Below are 26,023 nucleotides of genomic sequence, written 5' to 3'. Positions count from 1 at the left end.
ACTCCCCGTTCAGAATTTTCTGAGCAGATTGAGATTGTGCTCGATGAGTTTGTTCAGCGTGGCGACCGAAGCCGCGGAGCGTCCCTGATCTTCCGGAGTGTTGAGGCAGTAGTCGACGAGCCGTTCAACGGTCGAAACCGCCACGTGCATGCGGGTGTCGCTCGAAGCGTAATAGAGGAATACCGTGCCGTCGTCGTCCTCGATCCAGCCGTTTGAGAAGAGCACGTTTGAAACGTCTCCCGTGCGCTCCTTGCGGACCGGGGCGAGCAGATACCCGCCGGGGCTCGCGATCTTCTTCGACGGATCTTCGAGCGAAGTCATGTACATGTAGAGCACGTAACGCAATCCGTCGGCACAGCCGCGCACGCCGTGCGCGAGGTGAAGCCACCCCTGCGGCGTTTTGATCGGGGCGGGACCCTCGCCGTTCTTGACCTCCTTGATCGTGTGATAGGCGCGCTCGTCGATGATGGTCTCGGATTTGATTTCGGCGTTTTTGATGTCGTCGACGAGTGCCCAGCCGATGCCGCCGCCGGAACCGGCGTCGATGAAGCCGTCCTGCGGGCGCGTATAGAAAGCGTATTTCCCGTTGACAAATTCAGGATGCAGCACGACGTTGCGCTGCTGGCTCTTCGATTTGAGGTCGGGAAGTCGTTCCCAGTCGGTCAGGTTTTTCGTCCGGGCGATACCGGCGGCGGCGACGGCGCTCGAGAGATCTCCCGGCTCGGCATTCGGGTCGCGCCGTTCCGTGCAGAAGATGCCGTAGATCCAGCCGTCTTCATGGCGGGTCAGGCGCATATCGTAGACGTTCGTATCGGGAACGTCGGTCTCGGGCATCGTAATCGGAAAATCCCGGAAGCGGAAATTGTCGATTCCGTTCGGACTTTCGGCCACGGCGAAGAACGATTTGCGATCTGAGCCTTCGACGCGGACGACAAGACAGTATTTTTTTCCGTACTTGATGGCGCCGGAATTCATCGTCGCATTGCAGCCGATGCGCTCGAGCAGCAGCGGATTGGTTTTCTTGTCGAGGTCGTAACGCCAGAAGACCGGCACGTGACGGGCGGTCAGGACCGGATACTTGAAGCGGTTCAGCACGCCGTTCCCGGGCAGGATTTCGTTCGGACGCGAGACCAGTTTCTCGTGTTTCCTGAACAGCAGATCGACATTCTTGTAAAAACTCATAATCACCTCCCGGTTGTTGGCTTCGGCTTGCGGGCGTTGCCGCATTGGATTTCCGCCCTCTTTCTATAATATTCTCCCGAAATTCCGAAAATACAAGAAACCAAACCGAAAAATAACATTCCGGGTTGAAAAAAACTTATGCGCGGCTATCTTTAATAAAATCTATATTCTGTGAACGACAGGGGGAGGGTTTTCCGATGGAGAGGAAAAATTCCGGTGCGGAAGCAGTCAATTCCGGCGGGTATAATTTCGGGACATTCGGGGGCGTCTATACGCCCGCACTGCTCACGATTCTCGGGCTGGTGATGTACATGCGCACGAACTTCGTGCTCGGCAGCGCGGGGTTCGTGAATACGCTCATCATCCTCGGCGTCGGAGCGAGCATTTCGCTGGCGACGACGCTGTCGATCGCGGCCATCGCGACGAACACCGAGGTGCGCGGGGGAGGGGCCTATTACCTCATCAGCCGCGTGCTCGGACCGTCGTTCGGCACGTCGATCGGGTTGACGCTTTTCGTTTCGCAGTCACTGGCGATTCCGTTCAACATCCTTGGCGCGTCGGAGTCGCTGGTGACGCAGTGGCCGGAGCTGCGCCCTTATTTCCCGCTGCTGAATCTGTCGCTCGGCGGCATACTGGCGTTTTTCGTCTGGAAAGGAGCGGACTGGGCGATCCGGGTACAATATGTCATCATGGCGGTGCTCGGGATCTCGGTGATGGTCTTTCTGCTCGGACCGATCGGAAACTTTTCTCTGGAGAATTTCGTGTCGAATCTCGGACCTGCGGAGGGAGTGGTTTCGATGATTCCGCTTTTCGCGATCTTCTTCCCGGCGGTGACGGGTATCATGGCGGGCGTGAACATGTCCGGCGACCTGAAAGAGCCGCACCGGTCGATCCCGCGCGGAACGCTCGCAGCACTCGGAACGGCGGTGGCACTCTATTTCGTGCAGATCTTCATCGCGGCAGGCTCTTTCCCGCGTGAGGAGATGATCCGTACACCGTACCAGATTCTGACTTCAAACGCGCTCTGGGGGCTCTGGTTCATGGTGCTGGCGGGCGTGCAGGCGGCGACGCTCTCGACCGCGCTCGGCTGGATGCTCGGTGCGCCGCGCGTGCTGCAGAGCCTCGGCGTGGACAATGTGTTGCCGGGAATCCGGGTCTTCCGCAAGGGGGTCGGGCCGCAGAATGAGCCCCGCCGCGCGATTGTGGTGGTGATTCTCATCGTGCTGCCGATCCTGCTCTGGGCGGGGATGCTCGGGCGCAGCGAATCGGATGTGGAGCATTCGCCGATCAATCTCATGAGCGAACTCGTATCGCTCTTCTTCCTCTTCACCTATGCGATCATCAACATTGCGGCGTTCGTGGAGTCGCACGGGGCGAATCCGTCGTTTCGGCCGCGTTTCCGTTTCTTTCACTGGACGGTGGCGGTTTACGGGGCGGTGGCCTGTTCGATCGCGGCGTTTCTGATCGACCTCTGGCTCTCGGTGGCGGCGATCGTGATCATCGGCGGACTCTACTTCTGGTCGAAATACCGGAATCTCGAGATGGAGTATGGAGATGCGCGGCGCGGATTTCTCTATTCGCGGATTCGTTCGATGCTGCTGCAGCTGCCGCGGTTGCCGCTTCACCCGAAGAATTGGCGTCCGACCATCGCAGTTCTGGTCGAAGAGCCGGAGAAACGGAGTGATCTCGTCGAGTACGCGCTGCTGTTCAGCCAGCACCGCGGCATCCTGAGCATGATTCAGATCATCGAACTGCCCGGATGCCTCGAATTCGGAGAATTGCGCACGAAGCGGCTGCGCGCTCTGCGCGAACTCTGCCGTGAACGCGAGTGGCAGGTGTTTCCGACTGTGGTCGTCGCGCCGGAATTCGATGTGGCGTTGCACACGGTGCTGCAGAGCCATTCACTCGATCCGATCCGGCCGAACATCATCATGATGGGGTGGCCGCACCAGAAAGAGCGGGTTCGGCCGTTTTTCACGCATCTGCAGATGATCGTGAACGACTTCAACCGCAGTGCGCTGCTGCTGGCGAACGGGTCGGATGCTTCGGCGCCGAAGCGGTTCGACGGCGGTACGATCGACATCTGGTGGCAGAGCCAGAAAGGGGGATCGCTCATCACGATTCTCGCATATCTCGTGCAGCTCGACCGGAACTGGCGCAAGAGTGTATTGCGCATCTTCCTGATGGACTCGAAAGCGGAGGAGAAACGAATCCGGCAAATGCTCGAACGGGCCCGGATTCCGGCGGAGATCGTCCGTATTGCGCCGGGGACGAAACTGCACGTGGTTCTGCCGCGTTTCTCATTCAACGCGGAACTGGTATTTATAGAATTTCCGGATTACAATGCGCGTGACGAGCGCAGACAGCGCGTGAACCACTATCTGATCGAGCGTGAACTTAAGAACATGCCGCCGTGTTTCCTCGTGGTCTCCAACGGCGAGGCGGATCTGCTCGCATGAGTTCCCCGCCGGAACAGAGCGCCTGGATGTGTGCCGCGCACGCGCTGCTTGCGGGCGACGCCGCCGCGCTTGAGGCGGCGTGTTCCCGGCTGCCGGGAGCCGCGGCGCGGGCGCTCCGGACACTTGCGACTCTTTCGGGAAGTGGCCGTGGCGTCCCTCCCGCCGCTCTGCCGGCGCAGGTGGAGTGGGTCGGGGACGAACGGTTTGCGGCGTTCTTTGCGCGCGACGGTGTCGTGTTCGGCTGTGAGACGCCCGGGCGTGAACTTTTGACGGGGTGCTACATCGCTCCGGGCGGCCGGGCGGAGTTCCGGCTTGAGGCCGGGGAGTGCCGCTTTGTGATTCTCCGGATGGAGGCGGAGCGTGCGTAAGATCATCCACATCGACATGGATGCGTTCTTCGCGTCGATCGAACAGCGCGACCGGCCGGAACTGCGCGGACGGCCGGTGGTGGTCGGCGGATCACCCGAGCGGCGCGGCGTGGTCTCCACGTGTTCATACGAAGCCCGCGTGTTCGGGCTGCACTCCGCGATGCCGATGAAAACCGCATTGCGGCTCTGTCCGCAGGCGGTGCTGCTCGACGTGGATATGAAGAAATACCGGCGCGAATCCGCGAAGATCCGGGAGATTTTTCACCGTTACACCGACCTGGTCGAACCGGTTTCGATCGATGAGGCGTATCTCGACGTGACGGAGAACCGGTTCGGCGAAGCGAGCGCGACGAAACTTGCGCGTGCGATTCAGCAGGAGATCTTCGCAGTGACCGGTCTGACCGCGTCGGCGGGAGTCTCATTCAACAAGTTTCTTGCGAAGATCGCGTCGGACGCGCGCAAGCCCGCCGGTCTCACGGTGATTCCCCCGGAAAAGGCGCTGGCCTATCTCGACACGCTTCCGGTGGGGAAGTTTCACGGGATCGGCCGGGTTTCCGCCGCGAAGCTGACCGGCATGAACATCCGGACCGGGCACGATCTCCGGCAGCTCGACGCCTCGACACTGCAGGCGCTTTTCGGCAAGACGGGGCTCTTCTATTACAACATTGTGCGCGGAATCGACAACCGGCCCGTGGAGGTTGAGGAGGAGCCGAAGTCGGTCGGACACGAGATCACGCTCGCCGAGGATTGCACGGATCTGCGCGCGCTCCGGATCATGCTGCGGCAGCTCGCGCACCGCGTTGCGCACCGGCTTCAGGCGAAGAATCTCGCGGGCAAGACGGTGACGATCAAAGTTCGTTATGGCAATTTTGAAACGGTAACGCGGTCATTTTCGGCGCATGCTCCGGTTTGTGACGGGGCTGAGATCGGTGAGATTGCGATTGGACTGGCCGCGAAGACGGAATGGACAACGCGGCCGATCCGGCTGCTCGGCGTCACGGTCGGGAATTTCGTCGGACCGGAGATCGAGCCGGGGTATGAGCAGCTTCTGCTTCCGTTTCCGTGAGCTCTCCGCTCAGGTCGCCGCGACGCGGTGGAGAAAGCAAACCGGTGCGCAGCCGAAACCTCGCGTTTCATCGGGTTTTCCCGCCATCGGGGCAGTGCTGCGGATGGTGTCGCCCGTACGTCACTTCAGTGTGCCATCCGTCGCGCGATGTCGCCAGCCGGTCCGGATAAGCCATTCGCGATATCCCTGTCGATGGCGTTCGAGAAACGCCGGGTCCGGTGTGAACTCCTGATTTTTCCGGAAGTGTTCGGTCGCCTCCGCGAGCGACTCCATGCCGAGTTCGCGGCGGCGGCGGTCGACCTCGGCAACCGGATCGTGCAGCACGGGGGAGAGTTTTCCGTCGTCATCCCAGTCGAACTGCGTGCCGTACCGCTGCGGCAGCCCCTCGTACATGCGGATACGGTCCTCGAGGCGGGCGAGGTTGCGTGGATCGATTTCACCAGCGGGGAGCTTTTGCAGGATTTTCAGCATCCGGCGCATGAATTCCGGACGGCTGATCGCGTGCTGGATCACGAGCCACGCCGCATCGGCCGCTTCGCTCCCGACTTTCGAGACGGAGGGATAGCCGAATTCTGCGATGATTTTCTCCAGTTCCGCCGCATTTTCGAGATGAACTTGTTCCATCTCGGGGCAGTATCCCTCGAAAAGCCGCCCCGCTTTGAGCAGATGGCGGCGCATTTCCTCATCGTGGTCGCGGAGCGCGACAAGACGCGCCGCAACCGTTTCCCCTTTCGGTGCAGGATCGCTCATTTCCCCTCCGGAAAGAGCTCCAGCGCCTTGCGTGCGACACGCTCCCCGAAGATGCGGAACAGCGCTTTGCTCTCCTCGAAATTCTCCCGCAGCGCGACTGCTCCGAGGTGCGTGTAGGGCGAACCGCAGGCGCCGCCTCCCGAATAGACCAGCATCCCCTTGACCAGCATATGACAGAGCAGCGTCTGGAGCGCAATGTCCGCACCGCCCTGCGCGAAATTCGCCGTGGCGAAGACCGCTCCGAGTTTGCCGCCGAGCGGACAGGGGGCGGGTTCGTCGAACCACTTCTTCCACTGCCAGCAGGTGCTGGCCAGGTAGGTCGGCGTGCCGAAAAAGACCGCCTTGCTCGCGTCGAGAAACTCCTTGTCGATCGCATCGAGCGGGAAGAGACCGACTTCGACGCCGGGCACGGCGCGCGCTCCCTCCGCAACGATCTCCGCCATGGTGCGGGTGTTGCCGGTCTGGCTGAAGTAGAGAATGGAAATTTTCATGATGACTTTCTCCTTTGATTCCGCTTCGTGTTGTATAGTGTACCACATTTTCGCGAAAAAGCAAAGGAGAAAAGTGTTCATCGATTGTGGAATCTGCTTTTGAGCGAGCGCGAGTTTCCCGGTTTCTCCATCGGGACATGGCCCGGGTCCCAGCCCGGATTGTAGACGGCCGCGTCGAGTGTCCCGAACACACGCTCGACCTCGGAGAACAGTGTCTCGACCCCCGCTCCCGTGCCGAGGCCGCTGCGGCAGCATGCTGCGCCTTGCCCGTCCCGCCCGGGCGCGTCCCCCGCGTTTTTCCGGAATTCTTGCCCTCGCAATCACCGGAAAAGATCATTTTTTATTTTGGATTCGGTCTGTGGTAGTATGAATTTTATAAATCGCTGGCCGGAAACGGGAAAACGAAAGAAATGGGATCTCCTCTTTCCGGCGATTTCGGGGAGAGAAAAACGGACCGGGGGAGGTGCTTGGAACATCCTCTCCCGGTCCGCGGCCCGGACCGGCCGGGGCGTCAGCCCTTGAGCACCGCCAGCGGCGTCAGGCGGACCTGCGGCTCGATGAGATCGAGTTCGGCAGCGATCACCTCGTCGATCGCCTTGTACGCCTGCGGTGCTTCGGAGAGATCGAGCACGCCTTTCGCTTTCCCGTGTTTCCGGTACGGTTTCCACCGTTCGCAGACGATGCCGGCCATCGCGCGGTCGCACTCCTCCGCGCTGAGGCCGGTACAGGCGGCGATGCGGCTCATGCGGCGGCCCGCCCCGTGAGAGCAGCTCATGAACGATTCGGGATTCCCGAGTCCGCGCACGATGTAGCTCGCCGTTCCCATCGAGCCCGGGATGATGCCGAGCTCTCCGGACTTTGCACTGGTCGCGCCTTTGCGGTGGATGCAGAGCTTTTCACCGAAGTGCTCCTCGAACGCCGCGTAGTTGTGGTGGATGTCGATCTCGCGCAGGAAAGCGGTTTCCGGAACGAATTCCAGAAACGTCGATTTCATGATATTCATCATCCTGCGGCGGTTTTCCCGGGCATAGCGCAGTGCGAAGAGCATGTCGCGGAAGTAGTTGTGCCCCGCCTCCTCCTGGATCGGCAGAAACGCCAGTTCGGGATCGGCGAGTTTCACGTGGTAACGCTCATTGAGTTTCCTTGCCTTATTGTGATAAAACTCCTCGATCCGTTTCCCGAGGTTGCGGCTGCCGGAGTGGATCATGAGCCAGACTTTCCCGGCGTCGGATTTCTGGATTTCGATGAAATGGTTTCCGCCGCCGAGCGTCCCGAGGTTGCGGCGGTCGAGAGTATTCGCGAAATCCGCCGTCTTCCCGTACTCTTCAAGATACGATTCAAACCCCTCCCAATTCTGCGGCCGGTCGTGCGAAACTCCCTCGCCGATCCGTGGGATTTCGAGGAGGTCTACGCGAAACTCTACGACTTCAGCCGTTCGCACGACTTCAACCCGGAGGAGAACGACTGCTTCATCCACATCACCACCGGCACGCACGTTGCACAGATCTGCCTCTTTCTGCTGACCGAGTCGCGCCATCTGCCGGGAAAACTCGTGCAGACCCAGCCCTCCCGCCGGAATCCCGCCCGCGGTTCCTGCACGGTGATCGATCTCGACCTCTCGCGTTATGATCTGATTGCGAAGCGGTTTGCGTCGGAACGGCGCAGCGGTCTTGAATTCCTGAAGTCGGGTATCGCGACGCGGAACGCGCGATTCAATGCGCTCATCGAAACGATCGAGCGCGTCGCGATCCGTTCCGGAGATCCGATTCTGCTCTCCGGTCCGACCGGCGCAGGAAAGTCCCAGCTTGCGCGGCGGATCTACGAACTGAAAAAACAGAACGGGCAGATCAAAGGGGCGTTCGTCGACGTGAACTGCGCGACGCTGCGGGGAGATCAGGCGATGAGCGCGCTCTTCGGCCACCGGAAAGGAGCGTTCACCGGAGCGGTCGCGGACCGCCCCGGGCTGCTGAAAAGCGCCGACGGCGGAATCCTGTTTCTCGACGAAATCGGGGAGCTCGGGCTTGATGAGCAGGCGATGCTGCTGCGGGCGGTCGAGGAGAAGAGCTTTCTGCCGCTCGGATCCGACCGGGAGGAGTCGAGCTCGTTTCAGCTGATCTGCGGGACGAACCGGGAGTTGCGCACGGAGGTGGCGGCGGGCCGTTTCCGCGCCGACCTGCTTGCGCGCATTGACCTGTGGAGCTTTGAACTGCCGGGGCTCGCGGAGCGGCGCGAGGATATCGAGCCGAATCTCGATTACGAGTTGAACCGCTTCTCCGAAAAGAGCGGCAAACACGTGACTTTCAACAAGGAAGCGCGGGTGAGATTCCTGGAATTCGCGCTCGGCTCTTCCCATCCGTGGAGCGGCAACTTCCGGGAGTTGAACGCGATGGTGACGCGCATGGCGACACTCGCGCCCGACGGCCGGATCGACCTTGAGACCGTGCGGGCGGAGATCGGGCGCTCCTCCGCCGCGGCCCGGAGTTCCGGCGGGGACGACGCGGAACTCGCCGCGCTGCTGGGGGAGGATTACGCGGAAAAATTCGACCTCTTTGAGCTCGCCCGGCTGAAAACGGTCGTCGAAATCTGCCGCCGGTCGAAAACGATGGCGGAAGCGGGGCGCAGGCTGTTTGCGGTCTCTCGTCGCGGGAAGAGTTCCGCGAACGACACGGACCGGCTGAGCAAATACCTCGCCCGCTTCGGTCTCGAATTCCGGAGTCTCGCCCGGATGGAGCCGTAGCCGGAGTTTTTTTCCGGCCCGGCTTGCAATTACTTCGCGAGGATGCTATTTTTCTCTGAAAAGTGCAGCGTTGGAGAACGTTCGGATGAGAAACAAGATGCCCTCGCTGTTCGCATTCGGTCTGGGTATGATGCTGTTCTACGACGGCACAGGACTATTATGGGGCGCGGAAAAAGAGATGGAGCAGTGTGAGACGGTTCAGAAAGACCGCATTGCAGCGGAGCAGGGCGATGCCGACGCGCAGAACCGGCTCGGAACGGCGTATATCGACGGCTCAGGAGTCAAACAGGATTTCGCCGAAGCGGTGAAATGGTTCTGTCTTGCGGCGGAGCAGGGAAATCCCCGTGCCCAGTGCAATCTCGGAGTGGCTTACGCGAACGGCGACGGCGTGGAACAGAGTTTCACGGAGGCGGTGAAATGGTTCCGTCTTGCGGCGGAGCAGGGGGATCCGGGCGGTCAACTGAATCTCGGCAACGCTTATTGGTATGGCGAGGGAGTCGGGAAGAGTTTTGTGGAAGCGGTGAAATGGTTCCGTCTTGCGGCAGAGCAGGGAAATGCCCGGGCACAGTGCAGCCTCGGGGTCGCTTATGCGAACGGCGACGGCGTGGAACAGAGTTTTGCGGAGGCGGCGAAATGGTATCATCTTGCTGCGGAGCAGGGAAACGCCCCCGCCCGGCGCAATCTCGGCAGAATGCGGGAATACGGTCAGGGGATGGCGCAGGATCTCCCCGAAGCTGTGAAGTGGTATCGATTGGCAGCGGAACAGGGCGATTCCGAGGCCCAATTTTGTCTTGGCAGGTTGCATTCCTGGGGAAAAGGGGTGAAACAGGATTACTCGGAAGCGGTCAAATGGTTTCGCCTGTCTGCGGAGCAGGGGCATTCCGGCGGTCAGTGTGGTCTCGGTTTGGCTTACGCGAACGGGGATGGCGTGGAACAGAGTCTCGTGGAGGCGGCGAAGTGGTATCGGCTTTCGGCAGAGAAGGGCAATGCGCAGGCGCAATGCAATCTCGGTGCATCTTACGCGAACGGGGATGGTGTGGAACAGAGTTTCGCGGAAGCGGCGAAGTGGTATCGACGTGCTGCGGAACAGGGGAACGCCGGAGCGCAATATCGGCTCGGTATGGCGTATATCTCCGGAGACGGCGTGGAACAGAGTTTTTCGGAGGCAGTGAAGTGGTTTCGCCTGTCTGCGGAGCTGGGCCACCCGACCGCGCAATACAATCTCGGTGTCGCTTACGCGAACGGGGAGGGCGTTGAAACGGATGACGCAGAGGCGGTCAAATGGTTCCGTCTTGCGGCGGAACAGGGAGAAGTCCCGGCGCAGCTCGCTCTCGGGGAGTTGTATTTTTACGGGAACGGGGTTGAACGGAATGTCACAGAAGCGTTGAACTGGTATCGCCTTGCGGCGGAACAGGGCGATGCGTCGGCACAATGCAATCTCGGACTCGCATATCATTTCGGAATGGATGGAAAGACGGATTTCACGGAGGCGGCGAAATGGTATCGTCTTGCTGCGGAGCAGGGCAATTCCGAGGCGCAATGCAATCTCGGTGTGCTGTATGCCGAAGGGAAAGGTGTCAAGCAGAGTTATCTGGAGGCGGAAGCGTGGTATCGCCGGTCTGCGGCTCAGGGCTATGCCGCGGCCCGGTACAATCTGGGTACCATGTACCTGCATGGCCAGGGGGTCCCGGAGAACGCTGCCGAGGCGGCAAGATGGTATCGTCTTGCTGCGGAACAGGGATATGCCGATGCACAGGAGGTGCTCGGTATCCTGTATCTCAACGGCAATGGAGTCCCGTTCGATTGTGCGGAAGCGGTCAAGTGGCTGCGCAAGGCCGCCGGGCAGGGCAGCGAATCGGCGAAGGAGGTTTTGGCACAGCTCTGAAAAGAGCAAAGGAAGCAGCATCGAAGCAGGTATTCAAACTCTTCCAAAACAGGAGACGGCAGAATGAAAACGTCGGAATTCGTTGTCGGTAAGAGAAATCAATCATCTTGCACTCCGTATTTTTTGTATGGTTTCCGGAGGTGGCTTCCCGGTGCGACGGCCTTGCTTGTGCTGTCGCTCTGTGCCGGAACTCCATGTTTTGCGGAGGAGATCATGGCGGAAGCGGTCGAGCGGCAGGTCAATCTGACTCCCGCGCAGAGACTTCAGACGGGGGTGGCCGGATTCCGGGAACGGGTCGACTCCCGAGGCCGCATCGTTCGGAGAATGTTCATCGGTCCGGACGGCAGGCCCTGTTTTGACTACTCCGGCGTGGCGGGATGGGAGGCCGATTACAACGACCGGGGGCAGCAGACTCGGATCTCGTATCTGTCCACTGACGGCAAGTCGTTGATGTTGAGCAAAGAGGGTGTGGCCGAGATCCGGAATTCCTACGACTCCCGCGGCTTTCCGGTCCGCTCTCTCTTTTTCGGCGTTGACAGGAAGCCGTGCTACGCGGCCAATGGCATCGCCGGTTGGGAGGCCGAGTACGACAGCAACGGATTCCAGACGCGGAACGCCTGTCTGGACAAAGACGGCAACTCTTTGATGATGAGTCGGGAGGGGGTTGCCGAGTATCGGAATTCCTATGATGAGAAAGGGCGCCTCGCCGGGAAAGCGTTCTTCGACACCACGGGGAAACCGTGTCTCGCGGTAAACGGCGCCGCCGGGTGGACGGTCGAATATGACGGGAGCAACTGTCCCGTCCGAACCTCCTATTTCGGGCTCGACGGGCACTCGCCGATTTTGACCGTGGAAAAGGTGGCAGGATTCCGCGACTCGTATGACGCGGCGGGCCGCCTGGTCCGGCGTGAATTCTTCGGACTCGACGGGAAGCCGTGTCTCCATTCCGCAGGCTGTGCCGGATGGACTGCTGCCTACGACGTACAGGGACGGCAGACCGCCCTCACGTATTTCGATCTGAGCGGGAAATCCGTGAAATAACGTTTCCCCGCCGCAAGCCGGTTTCTTGAAAAAAAAACACCCGGTGCGCGAAAAAATCGAATTTTTTTCGTTCCGGATGTTGATTTTGCTGTTTTGACGTTTATTATAACTGTATACACTTTTATCCCGCAACCAGACAAAAGAGGTGGAAAATGGTCAATGTGATGCCGAAAATCGGGATCCGCCCGGCAATCGACGGGCGCCGCAAGGGAATCCGTGAATCGCTCGAAGTCCAGACGATGAACATGGCGAAAGCCGCTGCGGAACTCATTGGAACCCTGAAATATCCGAACGGCAAACCGGTCGAGTGCGTGATCGCCGATACGACCATCGGCGGCGTGAACGAGGCCGCCGCCTGCGCAGCGAAGTTCGCGCACGAAAACGTCACCGCCACGCTGACCGTCACCCCGTGCTGGTGCTACGGCTCCGAGACGATGGATATGGACCCCCTGACCCAGAAAGCGGTCTGGGGATTCAACGGCACAGAGCGTCCCGGCGCGGTCTATCTTGCGGCGGTGCTCGCCGCCCATGCGCAGAAAGGGCTCCCCGCGTTCGGCATCTACGGGCGCGACGTGCAGGATGCCACTGACACTTCGATCCCCGATGATGTGCGCGAGAAAATCCTCCGTTTCGCCCGGGCCGCCGTCGCGGTCGGCATGATGCGCGGAAAATCCTACCTCTCGATGGGCAGCGTCGCGATGGGCATCGCCGGTTCGATCGTCGAGCCGGACTTCTTTGAAGAGTACCTCAACATGCGCTGCGAATCGGTCGACATGTGTGAATTCATCCGCCGCGTGAACGAGAAGATCTATGATGAAGAGGAGTTTGAGCGCGCCCTGGCCTGGACGAAAGCCCATTGCAGACAGTATCGTGATGTCTACAACGGCGCGAACGGCAAGACCCCCGAACAGCAGGAACAGGTCTGGGAGTACGTCGTCAAGATGGCGATGATCGGTCGCGACCTCATGGTTGGAAATCCGAAACTCGCCGAGAAAGGTTTCCGGGAGGAAGCCGAGGGGCACAATGCGATCGCGGGCGGTTTCCAGGGGCAGCGGCAGTGGACCGACCACATGCCGAACGGAGATTTCATGGAGACGATTCTGAACTCCTCGTTCGACTGGAACGGTATCCGCGAGGCGTTCGTCCTCGCAACCGAAAACGATGCGCTCAACGGCACGGCGATGCTCTTCGGTCACCTGCTCTCGAACAGCGCCTCCGGGTTCAGCGATGTGCGCACCCACTGGAGCCCCGAGGCTGTGAAGAAAGCGACCGGTTACGATCTTGAAGTGCCGGGGCTGATTCACCTCATCAATTCCGGAGCGACCACGATGGACGCGACCGGCTGCGCGACGGCCGGCGGCCGGCCGGCGATGAAGCCGTTCTGGGAACTCTCCGAAGCCGAAGCGGAGGCGTGTCTCGATGCGACTTCCTGGGTTCCGGCGAACCTCGGTTACTTCCGCGGCGGCGGTTTCTCAAGTCGTTTCCTGTCGAAAGGCGGCATGCCGATCACCATGTCGCGCCTGAACCGCGTGAAAGGACTCGGCCCCGTGCTGCAGATCGCCGAGGGCTACACGTACGAACTGCCGGAAAATGTCCATAAGATTATCGACGACCGCACCGATCCGGGCTGGCCGACCACCTGGTTTGTTCCGAACCTGACCGGCAAGGGCGCGTTCAAGGATGTGTACAGCGTCATGGCGAACTGGGGCGCGAACCACGGCGCGTTCAACTACGGACACATCGGGGCGGATCTCATCACGCTCGCGTCGATGCTGCGCATTCCGGTCTGCATGCACAACGTCCCGGAGGAGAAGATCTTCCGCCCGGCGGCGTGGAATGCGTTCGGCATGGACAAGGAGGGCGCCGACTACCGCGCCTGCGCGAACTTCGGACCGCTCTACCGCTGATTTTGCGCGACGATCGGGGAGGGGGAATTCTCTCCTCTTCCCGGTCTTTCCCGGAGTCAAGCCTCATCGCAGAGATTGCGCTTTGCGGTGAGGCTCGTTTCCGCATAATCCGAAACCGCAACCGCGACGATACAGCCGACTGCAACTACATTCCGGCAGGCTCTTTTCTGTATGGTCCGCAGTTGCGTTGCGAGTTCAGCGGCGTTCTTCCCGGATGTCGACTGCAAGTTGTCCGGCATTGGTGTCAAACGGGATTTCCACCAGAAACACGGTGCCCGGTTCGACCCGGGAGACGGATCTGAGACCGTGGGCGAATGTGATCAATTTGGCAAACTGACTTTCCCCGGCAGCGAGGCGGATCAAAAACCGATACTCTCCTCCGGTTTTCCGCTCGAGCCGGAAGAGAAAACGCAGTGCACGCTCAGTCATCTGCAGTCGCACGGAGAATGCTTCTGAATCGAACTTGAGCGGGATTCCGATTTTTTCATACTCTTTTTCCGGCATATCCAGCAGGAACGGCAGAGGTGGAGGCGGAACGGGAGACGGCAGGTTGCGGAATACGACGAATTCGTACCCGTACCAGTTCGCAAACGTGACCGGGGCCACCGCCGGATTCTCCTGAAGTGTTTTGTGAATCCGCTCACTCTCCGCTCCCGGTTGTGCTTCCAGCAGATAAAATGCTCCGGGTTCGGCCGGCTCCTCCGGTGCGCGGGTCGGATGATCGAACAGCAGCTGCGCCCGCAGACGTTGCGTGGCGTGCACCGTCACGCCGGGCGGCAGGGAGGATTTCAGATAATCGATGACCTCGCCGCTCTCCGGTCGTTCGGCAATGACGGAAAAAGGATACTTCCCGAGAATGGCGCTCCTGCCGGTCAGCAGATAAAGTGCGAAAACTCCGAAAATCGCTGCGGCAAACGCACCGAACAACCGGCGTCGGTCTTTCGCTGCAAACAGCTTTCCCGCCCCGAAAACCGCCGCCGTCACTGTCAGGCAGTTCAACTCGACTCCATACTGCAGAACCGTGTTCTGCAGATCGCGGCTCGATTGCAGGCAGACTCCGGCCAGCAGCGGCAGCCCCGCAAGCAGCAACTTCGGAGAGCGACGCAGAAAAAAGAGGAACGGTAAAGTCAGAAACAGTACAAATTCCAGATTGTTCGGCGCCAGCAGGGTACGCCAGAACGCTCCGGGGCGGAGAATCGGCGAAAGCAGCACCTCCAGAGGCGTGTTTCCGAGCTGGGTGTAATGGAACATCTGCGTGTAATTTTCTCCCGAGGCCGCCGCTTCCGCCGGGATCACCCAGTGGCTGAGGCAGTAGAAGAGCAGCACCATCGCACCGGCGAGCAAAAATGCCCGCAGAAACTTCCGCTCCGCCGCGAGCACAAGTGCATAACCGAACCAGAATATCGTCGCCGTCTCCTGAATGCAGAGCGTGAGAAGTGCGATCAGCACTGCCGCCAGATGTCGCTTCTGCTCCCGGAACAGGAAGAAAAGCAGAAAACAACTTGGCAGCAGATTGATCGGATGAAATCCGTAAAACAGCGACAACGATTGATTGCTCACGACCGGAGTGAAGAAAAATAAAACGGAAAATGCCGCCGCCGCAGCGGGAGGCAGCTTCAACTCTCTGCCCAGCAGATAGATCAGCGGAACGGCCGAATAGATCATGGCGCTGTTCAGAAGAAATACGGTTTCCGGAGCGGGAAAGAGACGGAGTGCGGCCGTCATCAACAGAGTCACCGCTCCATTCCAGTGTCCTCCCGCCACAAGCCAGTCATGCAGCGTCGCGGTTCCGGAAAACGCGAGTTTCAAATAGTGTTCCGCGTAAATCCCCCAGTCGGAATAGTAGAGAAAGAAGCGCTCATAAGCGCATTTCTGCATGTGAAATCCCCAGAGACAGCCTGCCGCCGCCAGGAGAAGCGAAAAGATCAATCCGCCCCTCGACGAGAGAGCGGGACGACGCTCCCCCGCGGAAGCCGGACAAGACGCGACTCCTGCACCGTGACGGTAAAATCCCCAGAGGGTGAAGCCCGTCGCGGCAAGAAGAGGCAACACGGTCGAACTGACCGGAATCAGCAGCAACACTCCCGCTCCGATGAGCGGAATCCACTCTTCGGCGCTGCGCCGGAGCTCCTCCGCGCCTCCGTTCCGGAACGGCAGTGCGATCAGCAGAAGAAATGCCGCCGCTGCCGCCAGAATCGTCCCCCAGACCGGAACCGGCCGGTGGTAAAGTACCCGGTAAATCGGGTCATAAACGGCGAGACTCCAGACAAAATAGCGAATCGCCACGGCCGCGGCAGCCGTTTCCGCCAGGAGAATCGCGACGACTCCGGTTTTGCCGAATCTGCTCAAAGTCCGCTTCCTCCGTGGCGCAGTGGCCGTTCCGATCAGTTGATTCCGCGCAGGAAGTAACGTTTGAAGAACCGTTCCGGGTCGAGTGAACGTTTCGCATGGCGCAGTGATTCCTCGTTCATATCCTGTTCGCGGTTCATGAATTTCGCCTTGTTGCGCAGTTTGATTGCGAGCTGCCACGTGAGGGTCTGCGGCGCACCTTTCGCACTGTGGTCGGCTTTTTCAAAGTGGATGTCCACCGTATCCGGCGAAAGCATGCTGTAAACCGAAAATCCGGCCGCATATCCCGGCTCCGCGTAGAGAATGATTCCTCCGAGCTTGAGCTCCTCGAAATGCTCCCAGGCGCGGTTCATCGCCAGATCCTCTTCCTCGAGGAATTCACACGGAGGAAGCCGCGAGTTCAGCTCTTTCGCAAGTCGCGCTGCAATCGGAATTTCCTCTTTCGTGATCGGGCGCACCGCGGCGTAAGGCCAGTTGGTCTGGAACTGCTTGACCAGATTGTGCTTCTTCCGGAGTTTCGGGCCGGAGAACGTCGCGATTTTCTCGATCGAATAGAGATAATCGATCGCCCCCTCATCGTATTCCAGTTCAAAAAAGCGGTCGCAGTCGGGATGACGGTCGAGGAATTCCTCCGGTACGTCATAGATTCCACCCTCCGTGAGCCCCGCTTCCACGAATGCGTCGGAGATTTTTCTGAGTTCTTCCGGTTCGGTCCACGGCCCGATCGGATAGTGGATCGTCCGGCTCACCTGTTCGTAGACGACGATGCGCCCGTTCAACTCGATGAACTCAATGCCGTAAGGCTGTTGATACATGTAGAGATTTGCAAAACTGCATTCACAACTCTGAGACGGCTGTTCTGCGAGTTTCGACTCGAAATAATCCCGGTCGGAAAGTTCTACCGGACGGAGAGATTTCAGATTGATTTTCATTCTTACGATGACCAGATGCTGTCTTCCTGGAGCATGACGCCGGTCCCCTTGGCCACCGCATTGAGCGGCTCTTCGGAGACAAACACGGGCAACCCCGTTTCTTCCGTTAAAAGTTTGTCGAGACCGCTCAACAGCGCGCCGCCTCCGGCGAGCATGATTCCGCGGTCAATAAGATCAGCCGCCAGATCCGGCGGACACCGCTCCAGCGTTGCCCGGACCGCCTCAATGATCGTCGTCACGGGCTCCTGAAGCGCCATTCGGATTTCCGCTGCGGTGATCCGGACGGTTTTCGGTACGCGGGAGACAAGGTCGAGACCCTTGACTTCCAGACTCTCGTCGTCTTTCACCGGATAAGCGCTGCCGATCCGGATCTTGATCTCTTCCGCGGTCAGTTCGCCGATCATGAGATTGTAGACTTTTCTGAGGTGCTGGGTGATTGCGCTGTCGAGCTCGTCACCGCCGACCCGTACGCTCTTTGCTCCGACGATTCCCGAGAGCGAAATAACCGCGACTTCGGTCGTCCCGCCGCCGATGTCGACGATCATGCTGCCCGCCGGTTCCGCAACGGGCAGCCCGACGCCGACAGCCGCGGCCATCGGCTCCTCAATGAGCACGACTTCTCCCGCTCCGGCCCGTTTTGCCGAGTCCTTGACTGCCCGCTTCTCAACCTCGGTGATCCCGGAAGGCACGGCCACGAGCACACGCGGGCTCAGCAGCCGTTTCCGCCAGGGAACGTAACGGATCGCTTTCTGGATGAAGTAGCGGAGCATCTCTTCGGTAATCTCGAAATCCGCAATGACGCCGTCTTTCATCGGGCGGATCGCCCGGATGTTGCCCGGGCATTTGCCGAGCATGCTCTTGGCTTCGCTGCCGACGTTCAGCACTTCGTGGGTGCTTTCCTTGATGGCGACGACCGACGGTTCGTTCAGAACAATCCCGAGGTCCCGCACGTAGACCAGACAGTTCGCTGTCCCGAGGTCAATTCCGATGTGGGTCGAGAAAAGTTTTGCCACGCATTGAGTGCTCATCGAACCTGAATCCTGAATTGTATGGATTTGATACACAAAAATTCTTAATTGATATAATAAACCTTGTTTTGCTCGAAAATGCAAGCACAAACTCGGATTTTCTTGCAAAAGTGCGCAGATTTTCGGCCGGGAGATTGAAAATCACTCCGTTTCATGATATTTTACCCGGACAAAACAAATGTTGTTTTCTTTTTCTATTGTGGTAAGGAGATCGCGCAATTATGGAGGCGCGCCCGGTTCATTTTCTGGATATCCGGCGGGAGTTCCCGTCGCCGCAGTTCGAGGTGATTCCGCTCCGTCACGACATGTGGCGCAACGGAATGGTCGTGCGTATGCCGAACCATCTCGGCGACGCGGTGATGGCTCTGCCGGCGCTCGGACAGCTGCGGAAGATCGTTCCCGCGAACTGCGCCCTTTTCTGCATTGCTCCGGCCGGGCAGAGGGCGCTTTATCATGCGCTGCCGTTTGTGGACGGCGTGCTCGGTCTGGAACAGGTGCACAAGGCGTGGAGTCGGGAAGAGTTCCTTGCGTTGCGGCAGCAGCGCTTCGGGATCGGGGTGCTGTTCAACAACTCGTTCCGGGATGCGTTGACCATGTATCTGGCCGGAGTCTCGAATCTTTACGGAGCGAAGGCCCGCTGCCGATCGTTTCTGCTGCGGCGTGCTTTCGCGTTTCCACCCCGGCCGGATCGGGCGCCGGCGGAGATCCACCATGCGAACCGCTATCTTGCAATCGCTTCCGCTCTCGGCGCCCCCGCCTGGGACGGCGCACTGCCGGAGTTCCGGCTGACGCCCGAGGCTGACGAATTGCCCGCTCAGATCACGGCGCTTTGCGCTCACCCGAAATTGCTGACGATCGCCTCCGGCGCAGCTTATGGCGCGGCGAAACGGTGGCCGGGCGAGTGTTTCCGGGAAGTGGCCGCGCACTGGATCGCACAGGGGGGAATCGCCGTGGTGCTCGGTTCGGAGTCCGAGCGTGCGATCGGTGACGAGGTCATTGCCGGACTTGACGCGCGCAAGGCATATAACCTGTCCGGGCGGACTTCCCTGATCGAACTCATGCATCTTTTGAAAAATTCGGTGCTCTGCGTGGCGAACGATTCGGGAATCATGCATCTTGCCGCCGCACTGGGACGCCCCGGCGTCGCGGTATTCGGACCGACTGACTACACCGCGACCGGTCCGATCGGCGCAAACTGGCATCTGCTTTACGAGAAACTGGAGTGTTCTCCCTGCTTCCGGCGCGAGTGCCCCTCCGGGGATCAGAAGTGCATCCGGGCGATCACGCCCGCGATGGCGATCGCCGAGATGGATGCGATTGTTGCGGAACGAACCTGCCGGGTGCGGAAAACCGCGGCGCAGTAGCGCCGACTGCGGGAGGCTCAAGTGGATCGGCTCGGGTGCATGCTGTTTTATATCAGTGGCGGCAGCGGGGCGGATGCGGAGATGGTTTTCACCCTCTGCGGCGAAGAGCCGTTCCACTGGAACGCCTTGAAACCCGTGACGGTCTATGGTTTCCCGAACGGGTTCGGATATGAATCCGGGAATCCGCCGCTGCTGCGGCTGCGGGTCGATGCGGCGGGAATCTGGCTTGAGGCGTGCCGCTGCACGTTTCCCGATCCTCCTCTCGACCGGGTGCGGGTATTCACGCGGGAGGAGGCGGGGAGGCGTTTCCGCTGTTTCCGTTTTGTCTGGGCGCCGGACGGCAGACGGGTCCGGCTCGAGGCCGACGGCGAAATCGTGGCGGCAGCCGACCTTGTGAAGAAAAAACTCATCGTGCGCGGCGGCGATGGTCGCGCCGCCTCTTCCGGCGGCTGGTCTCCGCAGGGGCACGACTGGGACGACTCTCTGCTGGAAGAGTTCGACCGGAGTCCGGAGAAGCCGCTGTGCAAGCCGCTCTGGCGTCCTGTGCGGAAGCTCACGGCGCCGGTTCGGCTCTATTTGTTTCTGACGACTTACTTCGGGCTGGTCACTTTCTGGATCGCGGTCGGTCTGGCGGGCGCGCGTTACGTGACATTCGCTCAGGCGCTGTTCGGCTGGATCGCGCTGCGTTCCGCAAACCGGATTGTGCAGTGTTTCGCCAATCCGTGGAAGATCCGGATGGAGGCGGCGATCCCGAACCCCGGAGAGCCGTCTCCGCAGGAGCGGGATGCTGCCGTAGCCGCACGCAACCGGTTGGTGACGAAGTATCTGCTTTATCTGCTTCCGGCTGTGACCGGGTTGTGCGGATTGCTCCCCGAGTGGATCCCATGGGCGGCGATCGTGGCGGTTTATTCCTCCAGGTATGTTTCGACTCTGCTTGATCTGCTCGGACTCCGGAGTCCTGAGCGCAGAAGTTTCGACCGGCTTCTGGAGATGAACGGTTACCAGTGGGAGGTGAGACGCCAGCTTCTGCGCAGCCATGTGCCGAAAATCCCGTTTCTCGTTCAGGTTATGAAGAAGCATTGCGCCGGGAAACGGGTCATCATCGGGGTTTCGGAGCGTTTCGGCCGTACGGCGGAATATGACGAGGCGGCGGAGATTGTGACCGGGCCGCTCCGGGAACAGGCCGAGGCCGCCGGCGTGACGCCGATCTTTGTCGCGGATGGCCTGACTTCCGCCGCACTGGATGCTTCGTTCGGAAAAATCGGGGACGCGGCTGCATTCTTTTCGTTCAGCGCAGGCTGGAAAGCATGGACCGGTACCGCGTTATGGCAGCGCCCGAAAGAGGAGCGGCCTGCGATTTTCGTGACGGAGATCACTGCGATGGAGTTCCGCGAGGCGTTCGAGGCGATCCGCGACGGGAGGCTGCTCGGGGCCGGGATTGCCGCGCTCAAACGCGACCATCTTGATCTCGCCTCGCTGCTTCCGGAAGAGCTCCGGCAGCCGGGGGACGACGCTGTGAGAATCGCGCGGGTGAAAACGGCGAATCTTCTCCCCGTCGACCGCGACAATCTCGATGCTGTTCTTGAAATGCTTGTAAAGAGCGGACTTGAGACGTTCCGGCCGCTGTTGCCTCCGGGGAGGCGCGGATCGTAGTCGATCCGCTCTATTGCCGCCGCCGCCGGGAGAGCTCCGCCGTTTCGTCCGCTCCGAGATAGACGGGCGGCACCACTGGAATCCGGGCGGGGGAGGGGCGGCATTGGTTGTCGAGGCGCTCGGCCACTGCCGTGATGTTTGCGACATAGTCGTTCCGGCATGCCGGGCAGTGCAGGATTTCGACTTCAAGGTAGCTGTTTCCGCTGCGCAGCGGGAGGGTTTCAAAACGGGTGAAGTCGCCGCGCCTGAACTCGTCCCGGAGCTGCGGCAACTCCGCGGGGAGATCCCGCTGTCGCAGGGTGAAAAGCCGTTTGAGTTCCCTCCCGCATTCCGGGCAGAGCAGTTTCCCGCGGCGCGGTTTCCGGACGATGAGGAGCGGAGTGAGAATCAGAACGAGCGCTTCGAGCGTCCAGTAGGTGTACCACTCCCACGCGCCGACGATCCGGTCGCCCATGCTGCGGATACCGTCCTCGGCGAGAAATCCGATCACGCGCCCGAGTCGCAGCGGATCGAAGATGAGCCCGAGACTCCAGAACTCATTGAGGATCCACACCCATCCGACCCAGGCGAGATAAAGCGACCAGATTCCGAGTGCGAGCGCCGTGAGAATCCGGACTCTCTGCGAACGGCAGCCGCACCATTTCGCGAGCAGCGCGATGCCGCACCCGTTCACTGCCGCCAGCAGGAAGAGCGCGGCAATGACGACCGAGATATATGGGACGAAGAAGTTCACCAGCGCGTAGAGAAAACTTCCCGCGGGAATCGCGAAGAGCGCCCACGCCAGCGCGGCGACGGGAAAGGCTTTTCCACATTTCCCCTCCGGCGGGCGATACGGCGTTCCATGGCGATGGCGGGTGACAGTCGCCACGGAAAGTGGTGGCGGCGGCGTTTCGGAAATCTGCGCATTGGCGGCGATTTCTGTTTCATTCCTTTCGGCCGTTTCGACGAGATTCAACCACTCCGGCGAGTGACCGGGTTTCTCCAGAAGTTTCCGGGCGGCGAGGGTTCCCGGCAGAATCGTGAACGGCCAGAGCAGATTGGCCGGGAGCAGACTTCTCCAGAGATGGCGGTTCAATTCGCGCCTCAGGCACTCCGGACACCCTGTCAGCAGCAGTTCCCGCCATTCGACGGCGATGAACAGGCAGGTGATCCGGAGAATTTTACAGACTTTTATATTGTCGCGCCGTGCGCCGCAGCGCGGGCAGCGATTGAGCCATTCGGCATCGGGCATGTTTCATTCTCCGCGGTTGTTGTCCGCATAAGATACCGCGGATGAGGAGGAAAGTCAACGGAGTTTCCCGGAATTCCCTGTTTTTTCCGGGAAACTCCGTTGCCGGGTGCTTCCATCCCTGTCCGTCCTCACGGCCTTGTGTTGCGCTTGAAATATTTGAGCAGGACTTTCTTGCGTGCGGTCTCTCCGTCGACCCGGCCGGTGACCCTCGGATCCTCGGAATGTTCGACGCTCCAGCCGGACCATTCGCGGAAAGCGTGATAGCTCCAATCCCATCCATACTCTTCAAAGATCGAGATGCAGTCCTCGAGATACCGATCCGCGCCCGGCGCCCAGCGCACGGCTGAAAACTCCCCGACATAGATTCTCGCACCGTACTTCAACTGGAAATCCCGCACCGGCTGCAGATAGTTTTTGAGCGCTTCCCGATGATAGGTCCGGTCCGGGTAGGCGGTCAGCTTCTCCCGGCTGTCCACTCCCCAGGTGTTTCCGACCTGCTGGTGCGTGTATCCTCCGGGCCAATACATATGCACCTGATAAATGATATTTTTCAACGGCAGCGGTGCGAGGTAACGGAATGCCGGGGCGGAGCACCAGTCATTTGATTCGATGATGATCGGAGTTTCCGGATCAATCTCCCGGATGGCCTCCGCCGCGAGGCGCTGCGCTGTCAGGTAATCGACCCTGGCGGGCTGCGACTGCATCGGCTCATTGAGAAGATCATATCCCCACAGGGCTCTGCGTCCCCGAAACCGTCCGGCGATCTTCCGCCAGGTCTCGATGAAGAGATCCAGATAGGGTTTCTGGTGGAAGAGCATGACCTCAGGGGAACGTCCGCCGGGAGGGGAGTGCAGGTCGATGATGACTTTCAAACCGACCCGTTCGGCGTGTTCGAGTACGCGGTCGAGTTCCTCGATTTTGGAATCGATCCAGCGTCGGTATTCCTCGATTTCGCGGTCTGAATTCTGTTTTCCCCAGTTGCGCACGAGCTGCCAGCGGATCACATTGGCTCCCCAGGACGCCAGCTCATCGAGGTCCTCCGCCCGGTATCTGGCGGGGGACATCGTGCCGCGCAGCGGCGGTTGCCGTCTCACCCGCTCCGAATATGCGGCGCGGAAACCATCCGGCAATTCCGGGACCGGAAAGAGGGTTTCGATCTTTTCGACTTCGATCTTCAGATCGCGGAACCATACCCGGCCGGAGCTGTTCTCCAGCCCCAGCATGAGTTTTCCCCCCTCGACTCCCTCCGGCACCACAAAGGAGATTTCCAGAACTTTCCAGTCGAAACTCCCGTACAATCCTGACGGGGAACGCCAGACCGGCCTCCCGTCCTTTTTGTAGTGGAGCATGAATTTGATGCCATTCCACTCCTCCGGCGGACGGGAGACCTTCTCCGCCCGGCACTGGACGGTCAGCCGCATCGGGCAGCCGCGATAACTGCTCAGGTCGAACGGCAGTTCCGCCGTCACCCTCCCTTTCGTCTGACGGTCGCCGGGGACTGCCGCTTCCAGTGCGGCGCGTCCCGCTTCTTCCACCCAGGCGGTACCGGCCGGCAGAGTCCAGCCCTGCCGTCCCTCTCCGCGAAAGTCGGTCTCATAAACGACTTCCGCGCTGAGAGCAGCGGCTAGAAACAGCCCCGCTGCACAGCCGATGATTTTCCCGATCATTCCGCGATATCCTATTTGTTGGCGCGACACCAGAATTTCCCGAGACTGCCGGAGGTGGATTCCAGACGATTCACCGGAATTTCCTCCCACCGCATCCCCTTGACATGACCGTCCACGAACAGAATATTCGATCCGTTCTGACCGTAATGACGCATCTTCTGATTCAAATTGACCATCTCCGCCCGGTTTTGCGCGACCGCAACCGACATGCTGCCCATGGAGCTCGGAACCGCACTCTGATTCACGTCAAACACCATTGCCCGGCCGGAGGGATTTTCCACTTTGGCGCTGCTGTAGTCCGTCGTCTGTGTGGAATTCCACTCCGCACACGCTTTGGTCAGCCGGTAATTCAGTCCGTAATGGCGCCGGAATGCGTCCCCCGTTTCCGTGGTCTTTGACGAGGGGCAGGCGAAGACGCTGACCGGTCTGGTCTGATCTTCGTTCAGATAGCACAAATGCGTGACTTCCATCCCCGATTGATGAAAGCGCATGAGCATATCCTGCCACGTTCCCTTGTTTCCGGAGAGATTGCCGTAGGCGTTGGGGAACAGATTCCGGTTGGAATCCAGATACAGTGTCATGTAAGTTCCGATCTGTTTCAGATTGGAGGTGCAGCTGATGGTGTAACTGCGTTCCCGCGCCTGATTCAGCGCCGGAAGCAGCATCCCGGCCAGAATCGCGATGATCGCAATCACGACCAGGAGCTCTATCAAGGTAAACGATCTTCTTTTCATGCTCTGCTCCTTTCGAGTTGTTTGAAATCTAAGTAAACGTGTTACCTTACGGGCCAAAAAATTTTTTCAATCGGAAAATGAGAAGCTGACAGGGACTTTGATCTGAATGGGATCCTCGCTGCCTTCGATGCGGGCGATGAGTTTTTCCAACGCTGCTTTCCCGATCTCGAAGTCGTTCGTGCAGACCGAGATGAAGTTGTCCTCCGCGCGGCGGGTCGAGCTCTGCCCGTCGAAACAGCCGATCTGCACCGGCATCGGATTCTGTTCGAGAAACCGCGCCGCGCCGCGTGCCAGCTGCGGTGCCGTCGCAAGAACGGCGTCGTATTGCGAGCCGGAACCGAGAAGTTCCGCGGCAAGCTGTTCCCCCGCCTCTTCCGTGTAGTCGCTGTAACGGATCGCCGTTTCCGGCAGTTCGACTCCTGCCCGGCTGATTCCGGTGCGGAGCTGCGGGATGATCGAAGTGTCCTCCTTGCCCGCAAGCCAGCAGAACCGGCGGCAGCCGGTGCGCTGCAGTTCCGCGACGATTCCCGCTGCGGCCTGCTCGTAATCGCTTGCGACGAACGGCAGCGGCATATCCGTATCCGAATCCGGTACGGAAGTCAGGAAGATCCGGGGCCGCGAAAGCGCCGCGAGATTTTTCCAGTACGCCTCCGACCGGCGCACCCCCCACACCAGCAGTCCGTCCAGAAAACCGGAGTGGAACATCCCCTCATACCGGTTGTTCTCCTTGTACTCGGGCCGATTGAAGAGCAACAGCAGATTGTAGCCGGTCGGAATCAGCGCCTTTTCGATTCCCGAGAGGATCTCGACGAAGTGCGTATCGTGGAACGCATTGTGCCCCATCTCCTCCTGCGGCGGCACCAGCAGCCCGATCACATAGCTGCGCCGTTTGAAGAAGCGCTGCGCATTTACGTTCGGAACGTAGTTCAGCTCCCGTGCCGCGTCGCGGATCCGTTTCTGCGTCTTTTCCGGGATCGGCAATTCGCCGCCGCGATGGTTCAGCACGCGCGACACCGTGCAGGTCGACAGCCCGACGTAACGGGCGAGTTCGCGTATTGTGCAGCTTTTTCCAATCGATCGCGTCATAAGATTCCTGTTAGAATAACACGTTTACGTAACACGTTATTCATTATACCGGATTTGCATGAAAATGTCAAGAGCTCAACGAAAAAAAAGATT

The 26,023-nt window shown here is 59.9% G+C and carries 21 protein-coding genes; 9 read left to right on the top strand and 12 right to left on the bottom strand.

The window, feature by feature from the left end; genetic code table 11:
* Positions 1-9 precede the first annotated feature (9 nt).
* Entirely contained in the window at positions 10-1,185 is a 1,176-nt protein-coding gene (locus Q0J85_RS02460) for a glycosidase (RefSeq protein ID WP_367274578.1), read from the bottom strand.
* A 194-nt stretch (positions 1,186-1,379) separates the two neighbouring features.
* On the opposite strand from Q0J85_RS02460, the gene Q0J85_RS02455 reads away from it, so the two are divergent.
* From Q0J85_RS02455 to dinB, 3 genes are read left to right on the top strand one after another with little or no spacing between them, the layout of a single operon-like run.
* A complete protein-coding gene (locus Q0J85_RS02455) occupies positions 1,380-3,641 on the top strand; it encodes a hypothetical protein (protein WP_294477937.1) in 2,262 nt (753 codons plus the stop codon).
* Complete coding sequence (locus tag Q0J85_RS02450) at positions 3,638-4,009, top strand: hypothetical protein (protein ID WP_294477935.1); 372 nt, start codon at positions 3,638-3,640, stop codon at positions 4,007-4,009. The genes Q0J85_RS02455 and Q0J85_RS02450 overlap by 4 nt, the downstream gene beginning before the upstream one ends.
* Positions 4,002-5,075: a DNA polymerase IV gene (dinB, locus tag Q0J85_RS02445; RefSeq protein ID WP_294477934.1), complete on the top strand. Its 1,074-nt coding sequence runs from the start codon at positions 4,002-4,004 to the stop codon at positions 5,073-5,075. Before Q0J85_RS02450 ends, dinB begins: the two co-directional genes overlap by 8 nt.
* Positions 5,076-5,195: 120 nt before the next feature.
* Here the strand turns inward: dinB and Q0J85_RS02440 are convergent, their stop codons facing one another.
* From Q0J85_RS02440 to Q0J85_RS02425, 4 genes are all read right to left on the bottom strand, one after another.
* Positions 5,196-5,825 carry a DUF6624 domain-containing protein gene (locus Q0J85_RS02440; RefSeq protein ID WP_294477932.1) on the bottom strand — a complete coding sequence of 210 codons (630 nt, stop codon included), beginning with the start codon at positions 5,823-5,825 and terminating at the stop codon, positions 5,196-5,198.
* Positions 5,822-6,316: a flavodoxin domain-containing protein gene (locus Q0J85_RS02435; RefSeq protein WP_294477930.1), complete on the bottom strand. Its 495-nt coding sequence runs from the start codon at positions 6,314-6,316 to the stop codon at positions 5,822-5,824. The genes Q0J85_RS02440 and Q0J85_RS02435 overlap by 4 nt, the downstream gene beginning before the upstream one ends.
* A 77-nt stretch (positions 6,317-6,393) precedes the next feature.
* Positions 6,394-6,636, bottom strand: coding sequence for a hypothetical protein (locus tag Q0J85_RS02430; RefSeq protein WP_294477928.1), 243 nt, complete (start codon positions 6,634-6,636; stop codon positions 6,394-6,396).
* Between the two features lie 191 nt (positions 6,637-6,827).
* Positions 6,828-7,757 (bottom strand): RtcB family protein, encoded by a 930-nt coding sequence (locus tag Q0J85_RS02425; RefSeq protein ID WP_294477925.1) that lies wholly within the window; start codon positions 7,755-7,757, stop codon positions 6,828-6,830.
* On the opposite strand from Q0J85_RS02425, the gene rtcR reads away from it, so the two are divergent.
* The 4 genes from rtcR to Q0J85_RS02405 all read left to right on the top strand — a co-directional run bounded on the left by rtcR (position 7,683) and on the right by Q0J85_RS02405 (position 13,886).
* Entirely contained in the window at positions 7,683-9,053 is a 1,371-nt protein-coding gene (gene rtcR, locus Q0J85_RS02420) for an RNA repair transcriptional activator RtcR (RefSeq protein WP_294477923.1), read from the top strand. The two genes, Q0J85_RS02425 and rtcR, sit on opposite strands and share 75 nt — an antisense overlap.
* Positions 9,054-9,138: 85 nt before the next feature.
* Complete coding sequence (locus Q0J85_RS02415; RefSeq protein WP_294477922.1) at positions 9,139-10,938, top strand: SEL1-like repeat protein; 1,800 nt, start codon at positions 9,139-9,141, stop codon at positions 10,936-10,938.
* Positions 10,939-11,151: 213 nt separating this feature from the next.
* The gene (locus tag Q0J85_RS02410; RefSeq protein ID WP_294477920.1) at positions 11,152-11,979 is read left to right on the top strand and encodes a hypothetical protein; all 828 of its coding nucleotides are present in this window, start codon (positions 11,152-11,154) and stop codon (positions 11,977-11,979) included.
* Between the two features lie 152 nt (positions 11,980-12,131).
* Positions 12,132-13,886: an L-fucose isomerase gene (locus Q0J85_RS02405; protein WP_294477918.1), complete on the top strand. Its 1,755-nt coding sequence runs from the start codon at positions 12,132-12,134 to the stop codon at positions 13,884-13,886.
* Between the two features lie 195 nt (positions 13,887-14,081).
* On the opposite strand, the gene Q0J85_RS02400 is transcribed toward Q0J85_RS02405, so the two are convergent.
* The 3 genes from Q0J85_RS02400 to Q0J85_RS02390 are packed head-to-tail and all read right to left on the bottom strand — an operon-like array spanning position 14,082 to position 18,195.
* Positions 14,082-16,235, bottom strand: a complete 2,154-nt coding sequence (locus Q0J85_RS02400) for a DUF2079 domain-containing protein (RefSeq protein WP_294477916.1) — start codon at positions 16,233-16,235, stop codon at positions 14,082-14,084.
* A 35-nt stretch (positions 16,236-16,270) separates the two neighbouring features.
* On the bottom strand, positions 16,271-17,167 hold the full coding sequence (locus tag Q0J85_RS02395; protein WP_294477914.1) for a phosphatidylglycerol lysyltransferase domain-containing protein: 897 nt from the start codon (positions 17,165-17,167) through the stop codon (positions 16,271-16,273).
* A 2-nt stretch (positions 17,168-17,169) separates the two neighbouring features.
* Entirely contained in the window at positions 17,170-18,195 is a 1,026-nt protein-coding gene (locus tag Q0J85_RS02390) for a rod shape-determining protein (RefSeq protein WP_294477912.1), read from the bottom strand.
* A gap of 221 nt (positions 18,196-18,416) precedes the next feature.
* Here Q0J85_RS02390 and waaF point away from each other — a divergent pair, with 221 nt between their 5' ends.
* Complete coding sequence (gene waaF, locus Q0J85_RS02385; protein ID WP_294477911.1) at positions 18,417-19,559, top strand: lipopolysaccharide heptosyltransferase II; 1,143 nt, start codon at positions 18,417-18,419, stop codon at positions 19,557-19,559.
* 21 nt (positions 19,560-19,580) lie between these two features.
* Positions 19,581-21,212 (top strand): hypothetical protein, encoded by a 1,632-nt coding sequence (locus Q0J85_RS02380; protein WP_294477908.1) that lies wholly within the window; start codon positions 19,581-19,583, stop codon positions 21,210-21,212.
* A 10-nt stretch (positions 21,213-21,222) separates the two neighbouring features.
* Here Q0J85_RS02380 and Q0J85_RS02375 read toward each other — a convergent pair whose 3' ends face one another.
* From Q0J85_RS02375 to Q0J85_RS02360, 4 genes are all read right to left on the bottom strand, one after another.
* A complete protein-coding gene (locus tag Q0J85_RS02375; protein ID WP_294477907.1) occupies positions 21,223-22,443 on the bottom strand; it encodes a hypothetical protein in 1,221 nt (406 codons plus the stop codon).
* 128 nt (positions 22,444-22,571) lie between these two features.
* Positions 22,572-24,110 (bottom strand): cellulase family glycosylhydrolase, encoded by a 1,539-nt coding sequence (locus Q0J85_RS02370; RefSeq protein WP_294477905.1) that lies wholly within the window; start codon positions 24,108-24,110, stop codon positions 22,572-22,574.
* Positions 24,111-24,121: 11 nt separating this feature from the next.
* Entirely contained in the window at positions 24,122-24,844 is a 723-nt protein-coding gene (locus tag Q0J85_RS02365; RefSeq protein WP_294477903.1) for a prepilin-type N-terminal cleavage/methylation domain-containing protein, read from the bottom strand.
* Between the two features lie 66 nt (positions 24,845-24,910).
* Entirely contained in the window at positions 24,911-25,930 is a 1,020-nt protein-coding gene (locus Q0J85_RS02360) for a LacI family DNA-binding transcriptional regulator (RefSeq protein ID WP_294477901.1), read from the bottom strand.
* Positions 25,931-26,023 lie beyond the last annotated feature (93 nt).

It is taken from the genome of uncultured Victivallis sp., from assembly GCA_944389935.1.
In the GTDB taxonomy this organism is placed as follows: Bacteria; Verrucomicrobiota; Lentisphaeria; order Victivallales; family Victivallaceae; genus Victivallis.
The sequence above is the reverse complement of the archived record's forward strand: the minus strand, read 5'-3'. Positions and strand labels throughout refer to the sequence as shown.